The 18,629-nt window shown below is 42.3% G+C and carries 11 protein-coding genes; all 11 read left to right on the top strand.

Annotated elements, in window-relative coordinates; all coding sequences use genetic code 11:
- Positions 1–94 precede the first annotated feature (94 nt).
- The 11 genes from E1757_RS04540 to E1757_RS04590 all read left to right on the top strand — a co-directional run bounded on the left by E1757_RS04540 (position 95) and on the right by E1757_RS04590 (position 18,438).
- Positions 95–5,230, top strand: a complete 5,136-nt coding sequence (locus tag E1757_RS04540; protein ID WP_133225594.1) for a hypothetical protein — start codon at positions 95–97, stop codon at positions 5,228–5,230.
- A 164-nt stretch (positions 5,231–5,394) separates the two neighbouring features.
- The gene (locus tag E1757_RS04545; RefSeq protein ID WP_133225595.1) at positions 5,395–7,503 is read left to right on the top strand and encodes a hypothetical protein; all 2,109 of its coding nucleotides are present in this window, start codon (positions 5,395–5,397) and stop codon (positions 7,501–7,503) included.
- A 259-nt stretch (positions 7,504–7,762) separates the two neighbouring features.
- Entirely contained in the window at positions 7,763–8,578 is an 816-nt protein-coding gene (locus tag E1757_RS04550) for a hypothetical protein (RefSeq protein WP_133225596.1), read from the top strand.
- A gap of 222 nt (positions 8,579–8,800) precedes the next feature.
- A complete protein-coding gene (locus E1757_RS04555) occupies positions 8,801–9,307 on the top strand; it encodes a SurA N-terminal domain-containing protein (RefSeq protein ID WP_133225597.1) in 507 nt (168 codons plus the stop codon).
- 502 nt (positions 9,308–9,809) lie between these two features.
- A complete protein-coding gene (locus E1757_RS04560; RefSeq protein ID WP_133225598.1) occupies positions 9,810–10,217 on the top strand; it encodes a hypothetical protein in 408 nt (135 codons plus the stop codon).
- 228 nt (positions 10,218–10,445) lie between these two features.
- Entirely contained in the window at positions 10,446–11,600 is a 1,155-nt protein-coding gene (locus E1757_RS04565) for a hypothetical protein (RefSeq protein WP_133225599.1), read from the top strand.
- Positions 11,601–11,767: 167 nt separating this feature from the next.
- On the top strand, positions 11,768–12,700 hold the full coding sequence (locus E1757_RS04570; protein ID WP_133225600.1) for a hypothetical protein: 933 nt from the start codon (positions 11,768–11,770) through the stop codon (positions 12,698–12,700).
- Positions 12,701–12,918: 218 nt separating this feature from the next.
- Positions 12,919–13,884: an amidoligase family protein gene (locus E1757_RS04575; protein ID WP_165971955.1), complete on the top strand. Its 966-nt coding sequence runs from the start codon at positions 12,919–12,921 to the stop codon at positions 13,882–13,884.
- Positions 13,885–13,903: 19 nt separating this feature from the next.
- Complete coding sequence (locus E1757_RS04580) at positions 13,904–14,482, top strand: gamma-glutamylcyclotransferase family protein (protein WP_133225602.1); 579 nt, start codon at positions 13,904–13,906, stop codon at positions 14,480–14,482.
- Between the two features lie 19 nt (positions 14,483–14,501).
- Positions 14,502–14,765, top strand: a complete 264-nt coding sequence (locus tag E1757_RS04585; RefSeq protein WP_133225603.1) for a hypothetical protein — start codon at positions 14,502–14,504, stop codon at positions 14,763–14,765.
- Positions 14,766–15,024: 259 nt separating this feature from the next.
- Positions 15,025–18,438 (top strand): MucBP domain-containing protein, encoded by a 3,414-nt coding sequence (locus tag E1757_RS04590; RefSeq protein ID WP_133225604.1) that lies wholly within the window; start codon positions 15,025–15,027, stop codon positions 18,436–18,438.
- Positions 18,439–18,629: the final 191 nt, after the last annotated feature.

Raw genomic sequence — 18,629 nt, forward strand, 5'->3', positions numbered from 1 at the left:
CCTGTCTCGGGTATCGGATATGTTACAAACTATAAATCTTTGGTCGCAAGCTAAGAAAGAGCATTTTGACATAAAGAATAGGGGGTAAAGTGCGATGCTTAAGTCAGCAGCTGTTCGTTGCATGAAGATCATGTTGGCATTTGTCGTGCTGTTCTCTGTTCAAGTAAAGGCACCAGTATTTGCAGAGACATCCCAACAGGCAGACACAGCTCGATCAATGATCGATTTCTTCAGAAAAGATCGTACACAAATCAATGCGGATCAAGTGTCGAGAGACGAGCTCATAGTCTACGGTGTATTTTTGTCCAATTTCTTTGTACCAGGTCAAACAAAGCTAAAGGATATGATCGATGCTTCGGAATCCGAAGGAACATTACCAAAACGGGTAAGTACGAAATTCTTTGGATCGTCTGAAAATTATCAGCAAATCGTCAACGTCAATAACAAGCTGTATTCAGCGATCACTGATGTATTAAGAAATTCGAAGTCGGCATTTGGATTGTATGCATCTCCCCCAACCGAAAGCTCGGTTCCGATGACGGGCAAGGCGTTATACGATAAGCTGGCTGGCGTTGATCAGGATCGAAAAATCTATGCTAAAAACGGCTCTCCTGATGCCATTGTGCTGGATTTGAACGATAAGGCAACTCGGGCAGCAATACAAGTGCTCTTTTCCTTCTCGCCTGAGTTGATCTTGGATAGTAAGAAAGGGATCAGGGCGTTGTCAGGTCTGTATATGGATGGAATCGGGAACATTTGGGGCGCTTATAACAATGTTGGTATTGAGGACTATGTGTTGGTGCTTCCTGCAGCCTTAAACCCTGTTGTGTTTTCCGGTAAGGTCAATGACAGCAAGTTCCCTGTAGCGAATGTATTTGTTATGGGAGGGGTAGTTAAGGTCACCGAGGACTTCCTCGAAAATAAAAGCTTCATGACTCCGTACTACAACATAAAGGAGTTCTTCACCAACGGTTCGTCCAATACAAGCCTTATGAATCAGAAGAACATGTTAAGCATTTACGGTATCCAGTCACCTTCAGCCAGTACCTCCTTCACAGGGGGTTCTAAGATTAAGGGAGCGGTGGGTAACTCCGATGCGATCATAATGCATAGCGATAAGGTTGAATCGAATCCATATGCGGATGTTGTAGAGTTCATTAATCAAACCTCGAACTCAGTTTTTTCAGAATCCAAGGCTTCGATCCTTCTTACTATCGATGCTACTAAATTTACTGGTGGTAAGGAATATTTTGAGGATGAACAAAGTTTAAATCCTTCGCAGAAATCAACTCTTTCTGACTATTTGTTCGGCGGTAGCGTCTTTTCCTTAAACCAACTGGCTGATGATATGTATTATTTTAACATTCAAAATGGCGCAAGTGGCGGTGAGGGCGATTGGAAGACTGACGATAACGCCTTGATGTTGAAACAAAAGATGTTCGCAAAAGAGATTAATGGTGAATTTAACTTTTATTCTGGAGCTTATTTTGCTTCTCCGTTTAATCGGTTTATGCTGCAATACAATAATGCTAAAAATTCTGGTGATCAGGGAGCCGTTGACTTCTTAGTCAACTATCTTAAAAACAACACTTTGGGTAAAAAGGTTGAATCAGGTTCTAAGGAGTTTAAGGCATTGAAGAGCTTCTTCGACTCAGGTGATTTTGGGACAGAAGATCCAGACATAATTAACGATGCACTTAAATTGTTAAGGGCAGACAAGAATAATTTTGTATATAACTTGATTCCGTCTGCAATAATGGTTTCGGATAATATAGTTGACTCGGGTTGGTTTAAACCAACTAAGATTTCAACAACTGGTTTTGGATTAACTGCAAACGATGATTACCTCGGTTACATCTCTGTAGCCATAAGAAACAGTACTGCGATTCTTAACAGATATAAAGGTATGCCGGATAACCCTTACTTAGAGTTTACTGGGACTGGGGTTTTCAGTGCAGGTAATGGCGGTAAGATTGTAGGACACGATGATAAAGGTAAAAATGTAGGTAAAAACGGACAGAACGCTCTCTCCACATTGTTCTACAATTCGATGATTTACCGGATCTTCGGTATGAATAACACCTTCGTAAGCAAATTGGACAGCGATAAGCTATATGCCGGGGACAAATATTCAGGTGTGCTTGGAGACTACACGGTCATGACAGCCGTAATGAACGGGGTAAACAACTTCCCAGGCATTTATTGGGGCTACATGGTTCAACTGCTTAACGTCCGAAAAGACGGAGAGGTTTGGAAAAGTGATCGTTTCTCAAATGCTCTGCTTCCTCCGATGACCATTAATACAATGAGTGATGGTTTAAAGCTCGATGATATTATCGGGGCTAAGGGAGTTGTTCCGTCCGAGGAGAAAACACAGGAAGAAATGTCGAAGGATGTCCTAAAGAAAGTTTACGGTCTACTTCAAGATGGACCGAATGACTATCGGGATAAGTTGATTAAATCAACACAAGACAGTTGGATTATTTCTACCCACAGAGCGATTACAGGTTCATGGATTGGAAACTCCTTGAGCGTAAGTGCCGGAGGTAACAGTTCCTACGCATCTGTAGTGGGGTATATTAACACCCCAAGTTTGAACGATCTGCCGTTAACACAATGGGTGTTAAGCGACTATAGTCATATTTACATGATTCTTATGGTTTTTGTTCTTGTCGGCGTTGTTGTGATGGTGATCTCGAAATTCAGGAACATTAGAGAAGGGTTATTACTTTTCATCTTAATGACAGTAGTCTTGATATTACCACAGTTCCTTATATCTAACGTTATAAATTTATCTAATACCGTTGGAGACAAACTATACTCAGGCAGATTTAATTATTGGGCGATCACGCAGCACCAACAATCACTGTCAGCTTTGAATGCTACGAGGATGAAAGGTGACGAGAGCGATTATATTATCGCTCAGAATATGGACAATGCTAAAAATGTATATAGTTCTGATGTTGGGGTTCGTGTGAGGTGGATGTCTCCTAAGAAGGATGATGTATTCGATAAAATGTTCAATAAGAATCAAGCTACTCAAGGGTTTATACAGAATATAACCGTATTTCGGTGGTTGTTCAGTTCATTTCTTAATCAGGAAGAATACGTTTATGACGATCCGTTGGCTACTTACCTTTACAGACCTTACATTTCGATTGCCAATGAAGCGAAAAGCTCCTATGAATTATTGCGTCAAAGTATAACTCCGAAGCAGATCGCCGCGGATAAGGTAAAAGATGCTCAGACTAACTTAAAAGAGGCTTTAGACTACAGATTCAAGTTTTTAACTGGCTCGGATTTGCAGGTAAAGTTCACACCAGATCAAAAAAGCTTGATAGAGTCTTCTGCAGTTTATTCCGTTCCAGGGCAAGACAAAAGCACTTTAGACAGCTATAGATTTTGGTCATTGAATAATGCGGATGTGTCAAGGGCAATCTTCAGAAACGATTATTCAACAAATGCTGGTATTGCTACAGATTCTTCAAATCCGTTTTACAATGCCTATTCTTTGTCAACCGAGGGTCCGTTCTATTATTTTTACAATATGTTCAAACAAAGATATTCAGGAATCAACGGTGGCTTTAGAGGTGCTCTACTATCGGATGAAGTATTTAGAGTAAGGAGTGACAGTACCAAAGTAGACAGGAAGATGCGCGATTTCCTCGACTTAGAGGGGTTATTCACCTATGTTGTTCCGTATCTTGCACAGGGGAATGATTATGTAAATGGTTGGACTGCTCAACACGGTAAATCAATTGATAAATTCGCTTTCGAGAGTGGAGGGGTTCCTTCCGATCCTACTCTTAGCGAGAAATATGAGAACGAAAAATCGAAGAAGGAAAACCTCAAGCGGGTTTGGAAGCTTTATACACCTTGGGTTGATCAGCTTTATGGGCTTGATGTAATGAACAAAAATGTATCGATTGCGAAGAAAAAGGTTCTTGTTTCGGACACTCTGAACCCAGGTGCATACGATACGGCTGGAAGACCAATGATTTTCTCGGAAGCTGATATGGCAGCCAAGGGTTATCAAGTATCTGATTTGTCTAATGTTGAGCTTCGAATTCAGGCAACATTGAGATCTACTTACGAAGATTTGAAATACCTCAACAATTATTATGATTTCTCGAATGATACTGTTGGAGATGATGTTTTAGTAACTGCGGCGGCAATGATGGCTACCTTCAACTTTAATCGGGAGTTCTCGGAAAATAAGTTCCTTGGAGAAAGTGTTGTCCAGTACCCTCAGAACTTCGAGTTAAAGAATTTCAACTATGATGCCTTTATGAGATTAACACTGCTTAACTCAACAGGGGAGCAATTGCTGGCGGAAAAAGATCTGTATGTCAGAGTTCTAGATAAGACATCAATCTTCACAGGTCTTCTACTTCTAATGGCTGATTTGTTTGCAATTATAGTAATTCCGTCAATGAAGCTACTCGTACTGTTGTTACTGTTGTTCTTAGGTATCGTAGTGAGTTTATCATGCTTGTTCTCGCCGCCTGATAATGTCTGGAAGGCAGTATTCAAAAATGTGATTTCTCCTGCTCTTTTGTTCTTAATATCAAGCATCGGTTTTGCTTATGTGATCTCCCTGTTTATGGGTGAAGGATTAACGGGGTATGTAGGTGGGCGTAGTCCATCTCTTGGCGTTAGTGATCCAACAATTATGATTCTGCTGATGATCGTAGTGGATGCCATCTTTGTATTCGTCCTATACAAAATCACTCGCTTTTTAATCGGATCGTTGAAGCGCCATGTCGAAACTGTGTTCCACTCCGCAGTTATGGCAGCAGCCGGTGCAGCTTCTGTTATCGGAAGTTCAGTAAGGAGTATCACCCGAAAGGGAATAAATGTTGATTCACCCTTGTCTGTAATCGGAAAAGCATCTAACACCATCTCCCAAAAAGCAGCTGGCATTGGTTCTGCCTTGAGAAACAATGTCTTCCCTCATAGAGATTACGGGAAAGGTGAAGCAGCCAATAAAGATACTCGAGAGAGAGTTGCAAAACTGTCATCGTCATCGTCGCAGGTAGAAATGCTTAGGTCAAAATTAAAGTGGGAAGATAACACTAACGCTGAAAAGGATAAATCATCCTCGAGTCCTTCCAATAAGGACAAAGACCTTTCAAAATTTATCAACGATAAGACGTCACCTCACTCGAATAAAAAGACAAGCAATACCGATAAGGATAATAAAAATCAGAGCAAAGATCTACTGCCTTGAGTAAGTTAGACCCCTTCAACCGAATGAAGGGGTTCTTCTCTTTTAATTAAAACACAGCAATTTGAGTAGGAGCATGTTTCAAATTTTGGGATGGGTATTCTGATCTATCTTACAACAATAAGAAGGAATTCTTTCTAATTCGAGACGTAAAGAGGTGCACAATAATGTCGAGAACAGCTAAACCGCTTATTGGTCTTTTCCTACTAATACTACTCACTTGTGTTTTATTTTCAGGGAGAACCTACGCTTCATCCATGTATGATGATAACGTCCCTTCACTTTTACCATCAAATGCTTATTACTTTGAGACCAACGGAGTCATGAGGAGAACTACGAGCGACAGTCAGTTGTTCGATCAAATTTTAAAGGACAGACAATCAAGTGTTATTGCTGATATGAAGAAAATTGGCGCAGATCAGTTTATTGATAAGACGATTAGCGGAGGGATCGATACCAGTGGGGGTATCGACTTTTGGAATTATGATCTTTCTCAGCTTCAACAGAGGAAAGAAAGCGTGGTGGTAACGATCCATCGAGGGTCGACTCCCTACTCTATCTTCATTCCGAGGGGTAAGAAAGAGGTTCCTATCCCGAATGACCCTGAGGGCAGAACAATGTGGGTAGAAGTTAATCAAAAAGTCATTAGTGCTTCTAAAGAAGCATTATCACGTTACTTACTCATGGTAAAAGAAGGAGTTATCTTTGGCAGCTTGGCAAGTAGCTACAATATCTATTCTATGTATCCAGAGCAACAAGTACCTTTGACTGATATTCTTCAAGATGCAAAAGAAGCCAAGGGGGTTGCGCTTGGTTATCAAACAATAAAGTCTTCAGGGGTCACCATGCGTTATTCATTAGACGGGTTTTACAATCCTTTATTCGGTAAGATGGACATATCGATGATTCTGAAAAGTGGTTTTAGTTGGACAAGTAAAGTCAACGAGGTGAAGATAGGAGCCGGTGGATCAGATGATAAAATAACCATTGGTATTTCAGATGAATTTCTTGATTTTATGCGACCGGACTCTCCGATTAGAGAAGGACTCTTAAGCGATATTGATCGTAATATTGTCGCTAGTGCTAACGGGGTAAAGTCCGTCCGTGCCGCTCTTTCGGGGATCGCAGTTGAACCTAAAAATATGGTTGATGTCGGAATGCGTCTAATTGTCCCTTCAACGTTCAGTAAGAACGATTTAAAGAACTATCCTATCGTAACTGGTAAGAAGGGTTATAAACTGATCAATGGTATTAAGATGCGGATCACAGAAAATATGATTTATAAATTCGATGAGGTCAGCGGCAAGAATGAGAAGTTAGGCAATTACGATGATTTTGGAATTTATTTGAATAGCCTTGTTCTTGGATCGACAATAACTCCGGACGGACGAACTGTGGGAGCGGTTATTCCGTTGTGGTATAAGGAAGTTGTTGTGAGTACCGCCGCTTCGGACGCTGGAACTTTGTATTATACAGGACGGACGGTAAAGATGGGTAATGACTACAGCAGTAAGTTGTCATTAGACGGGATGAACAAGGATTTATTTGGAATCGACACAAAGTCATCGGGTTTGCAGGCAATTGATGTAAGAAAATTCGCCTTCACCGAAGAAGCAGATCACCTGAAAAGAGAAGATCATAATTCTGTAGGGCAAGCACCTGAAAACTTCCGGCTTAAACTCATTTTTAATACAACAGATGAAGAAGCCAAAGGGTTCAGTATCATCCGAAATAATTACTACATTGATGACCCTAATCTCATTACATGGTTGGAGAGCAGCGAGGCTAAAGCAATGACCGGGGTAAAAGCAGATGTTCTGTATAAGCTAATCACTGGCGGTATAGAGATTGATAATAAGCCTTTGACTTATGAGCAATGGAACAGAATGCAGGAGATTCGGTCTGAGCTCGATTCGGCAGGTAAGTCTAAACTAATGACCTTCATCAAAGTGATTGTCCTAATTGCAGGAGTGTTTTTGATATTTTATTCTTTAATGCTGATTATCGCTTACTGGATCGATATTTTAAATCCTCTCTTTGACTTCTCGATTCTGAACATGATGACCTTTAAGAGACTGTATCCAGTTGCAGGAGAGGACGATATGGGATATATCACCTCTAAAGCTGAGGGAACCTCATACGTGACCTTCCCGCGTATTCTGATTCATGGTCTTTTAGGTATGGTGTGCGGGTTGCTTTTCATCTTTGGTGAACCAGTCCTTGAGTTTATATTATGGATTTACTACAAAGTTGTCAGCTTCGTTGGAGTTGTTTAACTGATCTAGAGATACCGCGAAAATTGAAACTTTAGGTTTTTGTTATAAAGCTTCCCCTTAAACCCTCCACTCTTATGGAGGGTTTTTATATTGAAACTTACAGGAAACTATCTGCCTTTATCGATCTAGTTCAAATTCAAGAGTATCGGGGAGAGCTAAACAATAATATACGGGACTGGAATGCCAACATTACCATAACTCAACATTGCGATCTGCTTCAAGTCCAGAACCTTACCAGACTACCCTCCGAGGTGATTATATGAACCGAATACTCCTGCTCATGGCGATCCTCTTTTGTTTATCAGCTACGAGCATCTATGCCGCCGCTGACGATGTCAGGATCATGGAGCTTCCACAATCAGACCGAGAACAGATGCAGGTCGTCTGGTCGAAGCTTGGAACAGATGGCAGTGCATTGATGGTCGAGTTCAAAACCCACAGCAACTTCAAGACTCACGATTCGCGTCTTTTTAAGTACGACACGATAACCGGCACCCTCATCTTCAACCATTCGAACTTCTTAGCAGCCACAGACAAGTCGAGAAAGACAGCTCTGAAATCCTTCATGGAAGAGCTTCACAAATCCAAGGTATCGGAATCGACGCAGCAGAGTATCACCAACACTTTAAGGCGCACCAGTACCGATCTCTCCGCAGCGCTTGACCCAATCGTAACCGACTCGGACGAGACTTATATCTATTTGGCATTGCGCATTTTGAGTCCATACTTAGATGTAATCAGGCTAATCCTTGGTATTGCAGCGATCATTATCGTATTATTCCTCGTCATGCGTACTGTTCTGGACTTAGTTTACCTTGGACTCCCGTTTGCAAGGGAGCTAATGGAGGTTCGTTCTCAACAAAACGGTAAATTTCGATTTGTCAGCAGCACGGCTGTTAACTCGATGAAGGAGTCGGAAACATCTATCGGTTCAGCAAATTACAAAAATGTGTATGTCCTTTACTTCAGGCGCATTGTTTTGCGCTATATTATCCTCAGCATCTGCTTGGGGTATCTAGCATTAGATGGTATTGGGCAAATCATCAAATGGTTACTGAACACGTACTTCTACTAGCCCGAAGGGGCTTTTCTTTTTTGCCCTGGAGTGCATCCGAATTTCCTGACCTAGCTCTATTGTTGATGGTTGCTTGTAGTCCCTTTGAAGGGAGCTCCGAATTTTAATTAATTTCAGGAGGAGAAAGGTCGAATTTCAGGATGGTTAACTCGACCTATTCTATAACACTAGAACTTATTTTTCGGGTTGCTTAAAAGCTCTTATACGAAGGGATGATCGAAGATGGTAAAAGGTGAAGCAAAGAGTTCTGTTCATGTATTTGCGATTATTATCGTAGTAGCTCTAGGCTGTTGGTTCAGTTGGTATAGTAACCACCTTAAATTCATTAATATCCCATTGGGGTATGAGATCGGGAATTTAAGTTGGAAGAGTGGCGATGAAGTTGTTACAGTCGGCTCTAGAAAAATATCTATTGAAGAGTTTGATCGAAGTCAGCAAGAGTTAAATGCCAATTTTTCAAGCAATAATTTGTTTCAAATGAAAATGAGTGATAAAGCTATTATGAAGGAAGGTAGTAAAAAGCTTCACCTACTTGTTGAGAATCAAACAATCAATAAAGCCGATTTCTACTTTGATATTGTTCTTGACGACAAGGTAATTTACACCTCTGAAGTCCTAAAGCCAAGTCAAAAGGTGAACATCGTAAAACTCGATAAATCCCTTCCTTCCGATGTAAAGGGGTTAATGATTAAGTATCATATATCAAGCCCTGTTGAAGGTTCTATCTAAGCATCAAAGGATGTTGCTCCCTTCCTCATCTTGGGGTATTATGGAAGAAGTTGAATAACACTCGAATGCGGAAGCACCGCAGACATTACCTTTGACGGGTAGAGTCTGCGGTTTTTTGCGTTCAAAAACAAATCAGGAGGCGTTGTAGATGAGTTGTTGTGTATTTTGTCAGAAGAAAGCTGAGATGCTGTTCAATCATTTAACCCACGACATGGGTTCCCTCTGCATGGATGATTACATGAAGCTTCATGGTTCCTGTGGGGTATGCAGTACGAGCTTCATGCCGCCCGAGGTTCTTCCCGACACAGATTATCGTATCGAAGCCAAATTCATCAGTACTGGCGACAAGAACATTATGGTATGCGACCACTGTTACGACTCGATCCGGAAGGAGTTCTCCCTTCTGTTCAAAGAGGGGTAACATTGACTTTCTGGCAACTTGATTGTTCAATACAGGTAACATCTGTAGTTGAAGGAAATTAGGCAAGGAGGGGTTAAGACAATGTTTATTATAGAAGCTCACAACGGCAAACGGACTTGGATATCAGGTATCCTTCAAGATGAAGAAGCGGCGAAGGATTATTTCAATTCAATCCCCGAAGATTTGAGAAAATTCCAGAGTATCGTTTCGGTAAGTACGCTATCTTATCCGTTCTACATTGTTGAGGAGCGAAAATCCTTCAGATACTTGAACCGAGCCGATGTTGAAGGTCTATTCGACAGTATCAGTAAATTGGACGATGAGGATCATGTTTACTTCAACCTATACTATAACACTCAGGATTACCGTCACTCGGAGCCAGGGGTAGATTATATGGGGATCTTGAACCACATGCACATCGACAACCAGTTCCTTATGAATTATCAACGATACGGCAAGGACTTATTGGTAAGGAACAGGATGGCGTAAGTCCACTCCTCAGCCGCTCGGATCGGAGTAGTCCTGGGCGAATTTCAAGACCCTATAGTCGAGACAAATAATATACGGGAGCTGATATCTTGGAACGTATCAGCTCCCATCCTTTATATAGCCCCATGTCGCACATGGGGCACTTGCACCCAACCACCCGACCAGATGTGGCTGAAAATGGGTATTTAAGCTAGAATTGAAGTATCCATTGTCGAGCGGGGGTAAAGCATGAAAGACAAGAATCAATACATTCTCGATAGCTCCTTGCTTGAGGAGTTCAAGCAAGCCGTAAGCGATCATGACGATTTCCTAATTAACACATACAGCAACTACAACGGCAAGAACCTATGGAGCCTGATCTGCTCTGCGAAGGACTGGCTCTCCGTTAGCGTGAACGGTTTGCCGTACATCAATTTGACCCACTCTCATGACGATGCTCGTTCATTGAATGTTCTGCAGCTGATCACGACATACGATATTGTCCTTCAATCCATCGAGCAGCTCCATCGTGTATTCGAGATGGAACACCCGCTAAAGAAGGACAATTCGATATTCAACGCGGCAGTTCCCGACGATGCGTATTTCGCACAGATCCGGGCTTGCTTCGGAGCGCATCCGGTCGACTTAAGGAGTGCAGATGGAACGAAGAGTACGGATAAGTACTTCGCTTCTTGGTCTAGCGATGTCAGCAGCAGTATCGGGGGTAACGATGATTACTCGGTTTATCTCTACAGCAACAATCCCGATACGGTTCAACCGATTCGCTTCTCCATGAGCTTCGCCAAAATTCATGAGTATACGATTAAACGATACTCCCTCTTATCGAACGTGATCAGCGAAATTAAGAAAAAGCATGGTATCTTTATCGAGGAGCAGCGGCAGCGCCCGATCTCCCGCCACGGCTCCGATGTTGTCGAGCAGCTCCAAATTCTCTTGAAGGAGAACAGTACTCGAATTCGTGAGGGTGATGGGTATCATTATGACATCCAGACGCTGATCGAGCTGTTCACTGCTCCACAGGACTTCCCCGAGCAGGAACAGCAAGAAGTAGCGCAATACCTGAATTCACTACATGTATTGGTCGATGAGCTATACGAAGCGTTGCAGAACATGACGTTTGGTGAAGATGGTATGGCTCATGGACACCTTCTACATTCGAGATCCCCTAAGTTCAAAGGGCTACATTACGATCTGGAGAAAGTGTTTGAGTATCTGAACAATCTGTCATACCCATTATCAATGGTTGATTATCACCTTAAGCGACTCATCAATATAGGGGTATTGCCGTCATACGTCAGTTTGGAAACGGATAGGCTCGATTTACAACTGTTGCTTTTGGCAAGACTAGTTAATAATAACAATCTAGACAGTACAGGAGGCTGAGTCAAATTACAATTAAAATAAACGTTACAACTAGGAAGAAGCGATTTGAGTTTAAGCGTAAGAAGGGCTACATAAAAGTAAAATCCGAGATACTGCCAACTACCTTAGATTATCATGATAATCTTTCCTCAATCAGTCACAGCCAAGTAATAATAAATAGTCAAGAAGTGGATCGTTATACTGTTGCAGTGGATGTTGAGAAAACGGATGATAATGTGTATTCTGCGAGAAGGATGATTGTTTGCCATCCCGTTGAAACAGAGGAAGAATTCAAAGCGACCTTTAGCCAGAAAATAAGCAAAGTTGCCCTCAATTCAAAAGGTATTGAGGGTCTGCTTCCTAATCCCTTAGTATTGAAAGATGGAACAAGGATTAGCAAAGCTTGGAACATTGAGTTTAAGGAACCAAAGAGCTATGAGGAGGCTGAAAGGTTCGTAAATATACTGCAGAGATTCCTCGAGTTTATGCGTGGTTCAAGTTTAAATTTAGAGAATATTATATTCAGCACAGAAGATGAGCGAAGCATAGAATCTATTTTCCCTGAGCCGGTGTTTAAGCAGTTGAGTGTTCCAAGCAGGGATATGATTCAGCGAATGTTTGCTTCAGCTCAAATCGATAATGATGAGCAGACGAGTGTTACCGTAATCTTAGGTGTTTGGACACAGTTCTTTATTGAAACTGCGCATCATGCTTTTCTTGAAAGTATGCCTGACGTGATGCGACCGTATGAGCATGAGGCTAAAAATAAAATCATTTCAGATCGTTTTGACTTTTTGACTGGGATGATTAAGTTTGTTTTACCGGAAATAGTCAAGGATAATAACGGAAATGATAAGAGCGCTGGCCGGTTACTCAAGGAACTTCTTGAACCACCGACAAGAGCAACACGACTGGAGCATCGTGGTAAGAGAGAAATTATAGAACGATGTAAGAATCTTAGAAATTTGGTTGTTCATAAGTTAAGGGACAGCAACTCAAAGACTGATATTAGTGAAAAGGATTATGATATTTTTGAAACATTCTTCTATCAGAATTTTTCTCACCTAATGATTCAGTCTTTGAAAGTATCTCAAGAAGACAATAGTATTAAAGGAGCCTGAAATTAATCCCCAGTACCCAACCACCCTACCCGAAGGGTGGTTTTTCTTTTCCCACCCAGGCTACTCAGCCATCAAACCTTTTAGAAAAATCTGACCTAACGAAAATTCTCTCAACATTTTTTCAAAAACCTCTAGAAAAGTGCCACTTTGATGCAAACAAAACCTGAGAAAAATTATATTACATAGGTAGTAATTATCGCGGTAAGGAGGGCTATTTTTTGCAAGTTCAGTTTAATGATTTGACTTCGGGCATAGAGGTCGAGTTTAGTGGAATAACTCGCGAACACGCCGCTCAAGTCTTAGTGGGGTATTTTGGCACGACCTTTGCAAAGTTCGGGAATTTTGAATTTGAAGAATATCATATTCCTGATCAGCAAGATCGTATCTGGAAGATTGTTAAAGACAATTCCGTCGACGCTCAGCGCCGAGAAGGTAACAGCATCATTCCGGCTACGGAAGATTACAAGTGCGAGTTAGTATCTCCAATCCTAGAGTACGGCGGTATCCCTACTCTCTTAGGGGTAGTTACAGCTCTTAAGCGAGAGGGCGCAACAACTGGCGCAAACTGCGGAATCCATATCCACATTGATGCATCCAGATTCACGGCGCAGTCCTTGCGTGTCCTTTGCAACTTGGTCTACAGCAAGCAATATCTGCTCACCAGTGCCTTATGTGTAAGGGAATCGCGGAAGAAGCAATTTTGCGCCGAGCTTACGGAAGAGTTTATCGAGAAGCTCAATCGGGTAAAACCGGAATCGTTCGAGGACTTCGCTAACGTTTGGTATTCGGGGTTCAATGCTCTCGAGGCAGCTCGAGCCTTACGAAGGAACGAAACAAGGTATAAGGTATTGAACCTACACAACCTCTTGTCGGGGCGCTTCAAGGCTGTCGAGTTCAGACTCTTTAACGGCTCATTAGATACAGTTGCTATAAAATCATATATTCAATTGTGCTTGCTTTTTTGTTCTAGCGCTCTTAAGAGTAAGAAGGCAATAACCCGTATCGCCATGTCCGATAATGAGAAATTCCAATTTCGAGTGACATTATTGAAAATGGGCGCAATCGGTAGGGAATTCCGCGATATGCGCTTACTGCTGTTGAAGCAGCTCAGTGGTGATTCTGGTCGGCGTCATCCCGCCGCAGATAAAACCGGCTCCAATCAACAAACGATGATTCCTAACTAATCGAAAAGGGTGATTACATATGACTTCGCGTATTTTCTTTGCAGCTTATGGTATCCATACAAATGAACACGAGTTGAAGCGAAAGATAAGCGGTGATATCGTCGCGCGGGGGTATATCGACAATTATGATCTTGAGTTCCGTAGCTTCCCGACCATTAAAGAATCCCAGGGAGATAAGGTTCCTGTTGTCATTTGGTCGATCCCGCAAAACAGCATGTCGAAGTTGGATAGAATCGAATTTGCTATAGACGGTCTATTCAGGCAAAAGTACTTGAAGGTTACGGTGACCGGGATAGCTGATAAAGGAATGGAATTGGGGGTTCCAAGAGAGACGGTCGAAGCATTGGTGTATGTTATGTCAATTCCTAACTCCTATTCTACTGGCAAGCCCTCCTTGCCGGATTATAACTTGATCTTTAGCGGCTGGCAGTCAAACGAATTGGAAGTTAATCTTTTAGTTCGTGCTTTACTCGCGGCTGATACTCATTATGAAGAAAAAGAGATTGCTGAGTGGGAACGGCAGCAGTTACTGAAATCGTTAGTTATTGCTAGAGATCTGCTTAACATTAAGCCGGAAAATTCTCCATCAAATTCTTGATACGGGAAGGGTCAGCGATATGGACTTTGTAATGACTATTGGGGTAGAGCGTCTCAGCACCCGAGATTGGCAGCTTATCGTGTCCATCATAACGAGGCTTTACGAAGACAATGAGTTTTTTCTCTCCTTTGAAGCGAGGGATGGGAAAACAGTAGTTACTGACGGTGACGGAAATCATTTATGCTCGGTCGACAAGTTACTGTTCCCTCGCAAGGTTTGGGCGATCTATGGTAATGATGGGAAGACGGAATATTACACTGTCCTTCTTCCCGAAGAATATTAAAGGGGTATCTTGTAGTGTTTTGTCGTTTTACTCGCACTTCACTTCTAAGGCTATCATATTAAACCACATCAAATGCAGCTGCCGCTAATTCGGGCAGCTGCATTTTTATTGGATTTATTCTCCACAATTCCGATCTTGTGCTGGATGCGGCGAATTAACGGCAATCTTGTTCGTTGGGCAGATGAAATTCAGCAGTTAGCGGCTGAGTTAATTTACATCAGTAGAAAATAAAAAGCTTGGTTTAGGGAGAGGTGTTCAAATGAAGAAGTTATTCAAAATTAAATTGAAGGGAGTAATCTCAGCGGTTGTCGCAGCTTGTTTAGCCTTCGGCGGCATCCCGTTCGGGATTGTATCTGCGGACACTGCAGTGGTAGAGGACGCATTGCTCGAAAACAAAAGCGTAGCGGAATCTGTCTATGGGGTTCCAGATGCTCCGACCGTCACGACTGCCGTATATGCCTTAATGCCATCCTCGCCGCAAGAAGCGTTGGATCAATTCAAGGATGGTAAAGACGTATTTATCGAAAGCATATTCAAAGATAAGAAACTGGCGAGTTATTTTTCTCAATGGCTCACTCAGAGCGGCTTGCCTAAGGATATTAACAGTACATTAAACAAAGTCGAGCTTCAAAGTGTCAACAAGGCTTTATATACGTTTGATGCTTCGAACAAAGGTATCACAAGCCTAGTTGGGATGCAGGTATTCAACAGTTCCTCTACTGGCGTACCATATAGCATGAATTTTTCTGGAAATCTTCTCACTTCGACAGAGGGCTTAGAAGGGTTAGAATTTGCGGTAAGCCTTAATCTGAGTGGTAATAATTTGACTAATGTCGACGGTCTGAGGAACTTAAAGAGTGTTCAAAGTCTTTACCTTGATTCTAATGAGCTAATATCAGTCTTGGGGTTAAGCAGTTTGCAGTACGTGAGAGATCGTTTATCTATTCAAGACAATAAATTAAATAACCTAGATGGACTAAATAACATAGATCCGTCTAATACAAGCGAGTTCGGACCGGACATTTATGACCGAACCTTTGACTTTAGAAATAACAAATTGACGGACATTTCTGGAATCAGTCAGTTAAGTAAAGTCGGATCACTTTACCTACAATCTAACGTATTGATTGATTTGAACGCTCTCGGCAACCTTTCAACGGTTACAAATATGTTGAATGTAGACTCGAACCGACTTACCGACCTTGTTGGGTTGAAGGCTTCCCTAAACATTAAGCACTTTAACGCTAGTTCAAATTACATTACCCAAGTATCGACCAAGGTTCCTTTCACTCCAACAATGAGTTCTACTCTTGCCCCGCAGAACGGGTTCCAATTTAAACAGGACATTGTATCGAAGACCGTAAATGTTGAGTATAGGGAACTTGGCACAGATAGACTTCTCGATTCAGCAATTTTTACAGATGTCCCTGTCGGGGTAGACAGTACCTACAAACCGAAAGAAATTGCTGGCTACGAAGTCACCGATCCGAGCGAGCAAAAGGTTTCCTTTAACAGCAACTATAAGCAGCCGGATATCTACAAGGTGTTCTTTAGTGAGACAGGTTCAGTCTCGAACGCAAGGAAAGATATGATTCCCAACTACACATTTGAACCTGCCGACACCAGTATCCTGACTTTCGATGACAATCTAAAGATTCTAAGCGCAGTTGGCAACGGCACCACGGAAGTAGCGGTTTATCAAAACGGGATCTTCTTGGGGTCATACCCTGCGACAGTACATGCAGCCGATATCACTAACACACAAACAATCACTTTCTACTACAATAAGGTTGCTGTTCAAAAACATACTCTTTCGGTTTCCAAGATCGGAGATGGAGAGACATCTCCGACAGACGGCACTACGGCTGATTTTAATGAGTTAGAGCCGGTAACGTTGACTGCTACTCCCGCCGCGACATCGTATTTCGTAAAATGGACGGTCAATGGGGTAGATTACAGCACTCCGACAGTTCCTTTAGTGATGAATGATGATAAAGTTGCCGTAGCGCACTTCGCCAAATCTACGGGAAGCATCACATTAAAACATGTCGACAGCAACGGAATAGACCTGCTTCCTCCTGAAACGCAACAGTATGATGTGGGGAACTATGATTTCAACGCCAAGTCGATTGATGGTTACGTGTTGAGTTCACCTGCATCGGTATCGGTCAATTTAAGTAAGGATGAATCCAAAACGGTAACCTTCCAGTATGAGAAAGTAGCTGGAACGATCACTATCCGCTACGTCAATGAAGACGTTAAGGACCTGATTCCCTCGGAGGTCAAGAAGTATGACCTTGGTAGCCACACCTTCAAGGCTAAGGATATCAAGGGGTATGCACTAACTTCTCCTGCAGAGGTTACGGTATCGCTTGGCAAGGATGAAAGCAAGACTGTCACTTTCCAGTACGCCAAAATCAAAGGGCAACTGACGGTCGAGTTTATTGATCAGGATACGATGAAGTCCATCAAGGATAAGGTCACATTGAACAATCTTCCACTAGGAGAGCAGCAAACGTATACAGCAGATCAAAAACTTGGGGTATTTGAGCTTGTTGGCGATGCGGTTCAAAAGGTGATTTTAACCGCTGAGGAGAAGATCAAGGTGATTGTGTTCTACTACAAAAAGGTCGAGGAACAAAAGCCAATTCCTACACCGACCCCTACACCTGAGCCGAAGCCGACTCCAACGCCTGACCCAACAGATCAAACGCCGGAGCCAGAAAAACCAGTTACTACACCCGAACCAACAGTTCCAACGCCTAAGCCAGTACCGGTTCCTCTACCAGAAGAACACAAAGAAATTCCAGTACCTAAACCTGTTCCAGTACCAGTGGTAACGCCGGAGCCGACTACTCCAACCCCTGCCCCTGCAGTCGTTGAACAGGCATGGAGATCGGAGCCGGTGATGCCAGTGGTCAAGCAGCCAACACAAAAAGTAGTGATCGGAACGATCTATGGGGTAGTGAAGGATTCTGACGGTAAACCTTTAGCTGGAGTCCAAGTTGAGCTTCACTCTAATCCAAGAATCACTTATACCGATGAAAATGGAGCTTATAGCTTCGACAATGTGGAACTTGGTAAGCATACTGTTCTCTTAAAAACTAGCCCGTTGACTGGCGAAGACATTGCTATTAACGTCCTCGTCTATAACGATCATACTGATACGGCTTCCGCAGAAAAGGTTTCTGCTGTAAACGACGGTAATGAAGTCGCCCAAGGTGTCGTATTGGATGAAGAGAAGAATAAGCAACGGATCGACTTCATCATCGAGCCAATTGAGAAACCGCAGTTTATACCGGAAGATAAACCTGAGCCGCAACAGCCGCAATCACCGCAACCGAAAGAGCCTGAAAAAGTTGAGCCAAAGAAGGACAGTCCAATCAAGAAATTCCTTCCGTTTCTGCTTTTGGTGCTTATCCCTCCATTCTTCCGGCGTAATGTTCTAATTTACGACGAAAAAGGGTTCCGCATCAAAAAGATGAGGGTTAGACCTAAGAGTGAATCTGCTTTGATCGATCTTACCGGACTGGATGCCGAGGTATTCAAGATTGTGTTCAGAAAACCATCTCAGTTCCGCGATAAAGAGATCATCATTAAGTATGGTGACAAGACCGCATCCATCCAACTGCCTGATGATGCGAAAAATATTACTTTCAGTCCAGAGGAGTAAAAACAGTAAGCCAGGAAGCACTTCGCTAATCGCGAGGTGCTTCTCTTTTTGCCATCCAGGGGTAAACCGATTAAATTTGGAGAGTTATGGTGTCGCGGCTGATGATTTTATCGCTGTCGGATAGTATACATAAGAATTTTGCTACTACTTTGAGAGCTATTAAATTTGCAAAGGACTCTTATTATAATCAG

The sequence above is a fragment of the Paenibacillus piri genome, assembly GCF_004354045.1.
Lineage (GTDB): Bacteria > Bacillota > Bacilli > Paenibacillales > NBRC-103111 > Paenibacillus_S > Paenibacillus_S piri.

Coding starts and splice junctions, on each gene's coding strand:
- E1757_RS04545 (WP_133225595.1), top strand. CDS start 5,395: ATGTCGAGAACAGCTAAACCGCTTATTGGTCTTTTCCTACTAATACTA.
- E1757_RS04580 (WP_133225602.1), top strand. CDS start 13,904: ATGACTTCGCGTATTTTCTTTGCAGCTTATGGTATCCATACAAATGAA.
- E1757_RS04540 (WP_133225594.1), top strand. CDS start 95: ATGCTTAAGTCAGCAGCTGTTCGTTGCATGAAGATCATGTTGGCATTT.
- E1757_RS04555 (WP_133225597.1), top strand. CDS start 8,801: ATGGTAAAAGGTGAAGCAAAGAGTTCTGTTCATGTATTTGCGATTATT.
- E1757_RS04590 (WP_133225604.1), top strand. CDS start 15,025: ATGAAGAAGTTATTCAAAATTAAATTGAAGGGAGTAATCTCAGCGGTT.
- E1757_RS04550 (WP_133225596.1), top strand. CDS start 7,763: ATGAACCGAATACTCCTGCTCATGGCGATCCTCTTTTGTTTATCAGCT.
- E1757_RS04565 (WP_133225599.1), top strand. CDS start 10,446: ATGAAAGACAAGAATCAATACATTCTCGATAGCTCCTTGCTTGAGGAG.
- E1757_RS04585 (WP_133225603.1), top strand. CDS start 14,502: ATGGACTTTGTAATGACTATTGGGGTAGAGCGTCTCAGCACCCGAGAT.
- E1757_RS04560 (WP_133225598.1), top strand. CDS start 9,810: ATGTTTATTATAGAAGCTCACAACGGCAAACGGACTTGGATATCAGGT.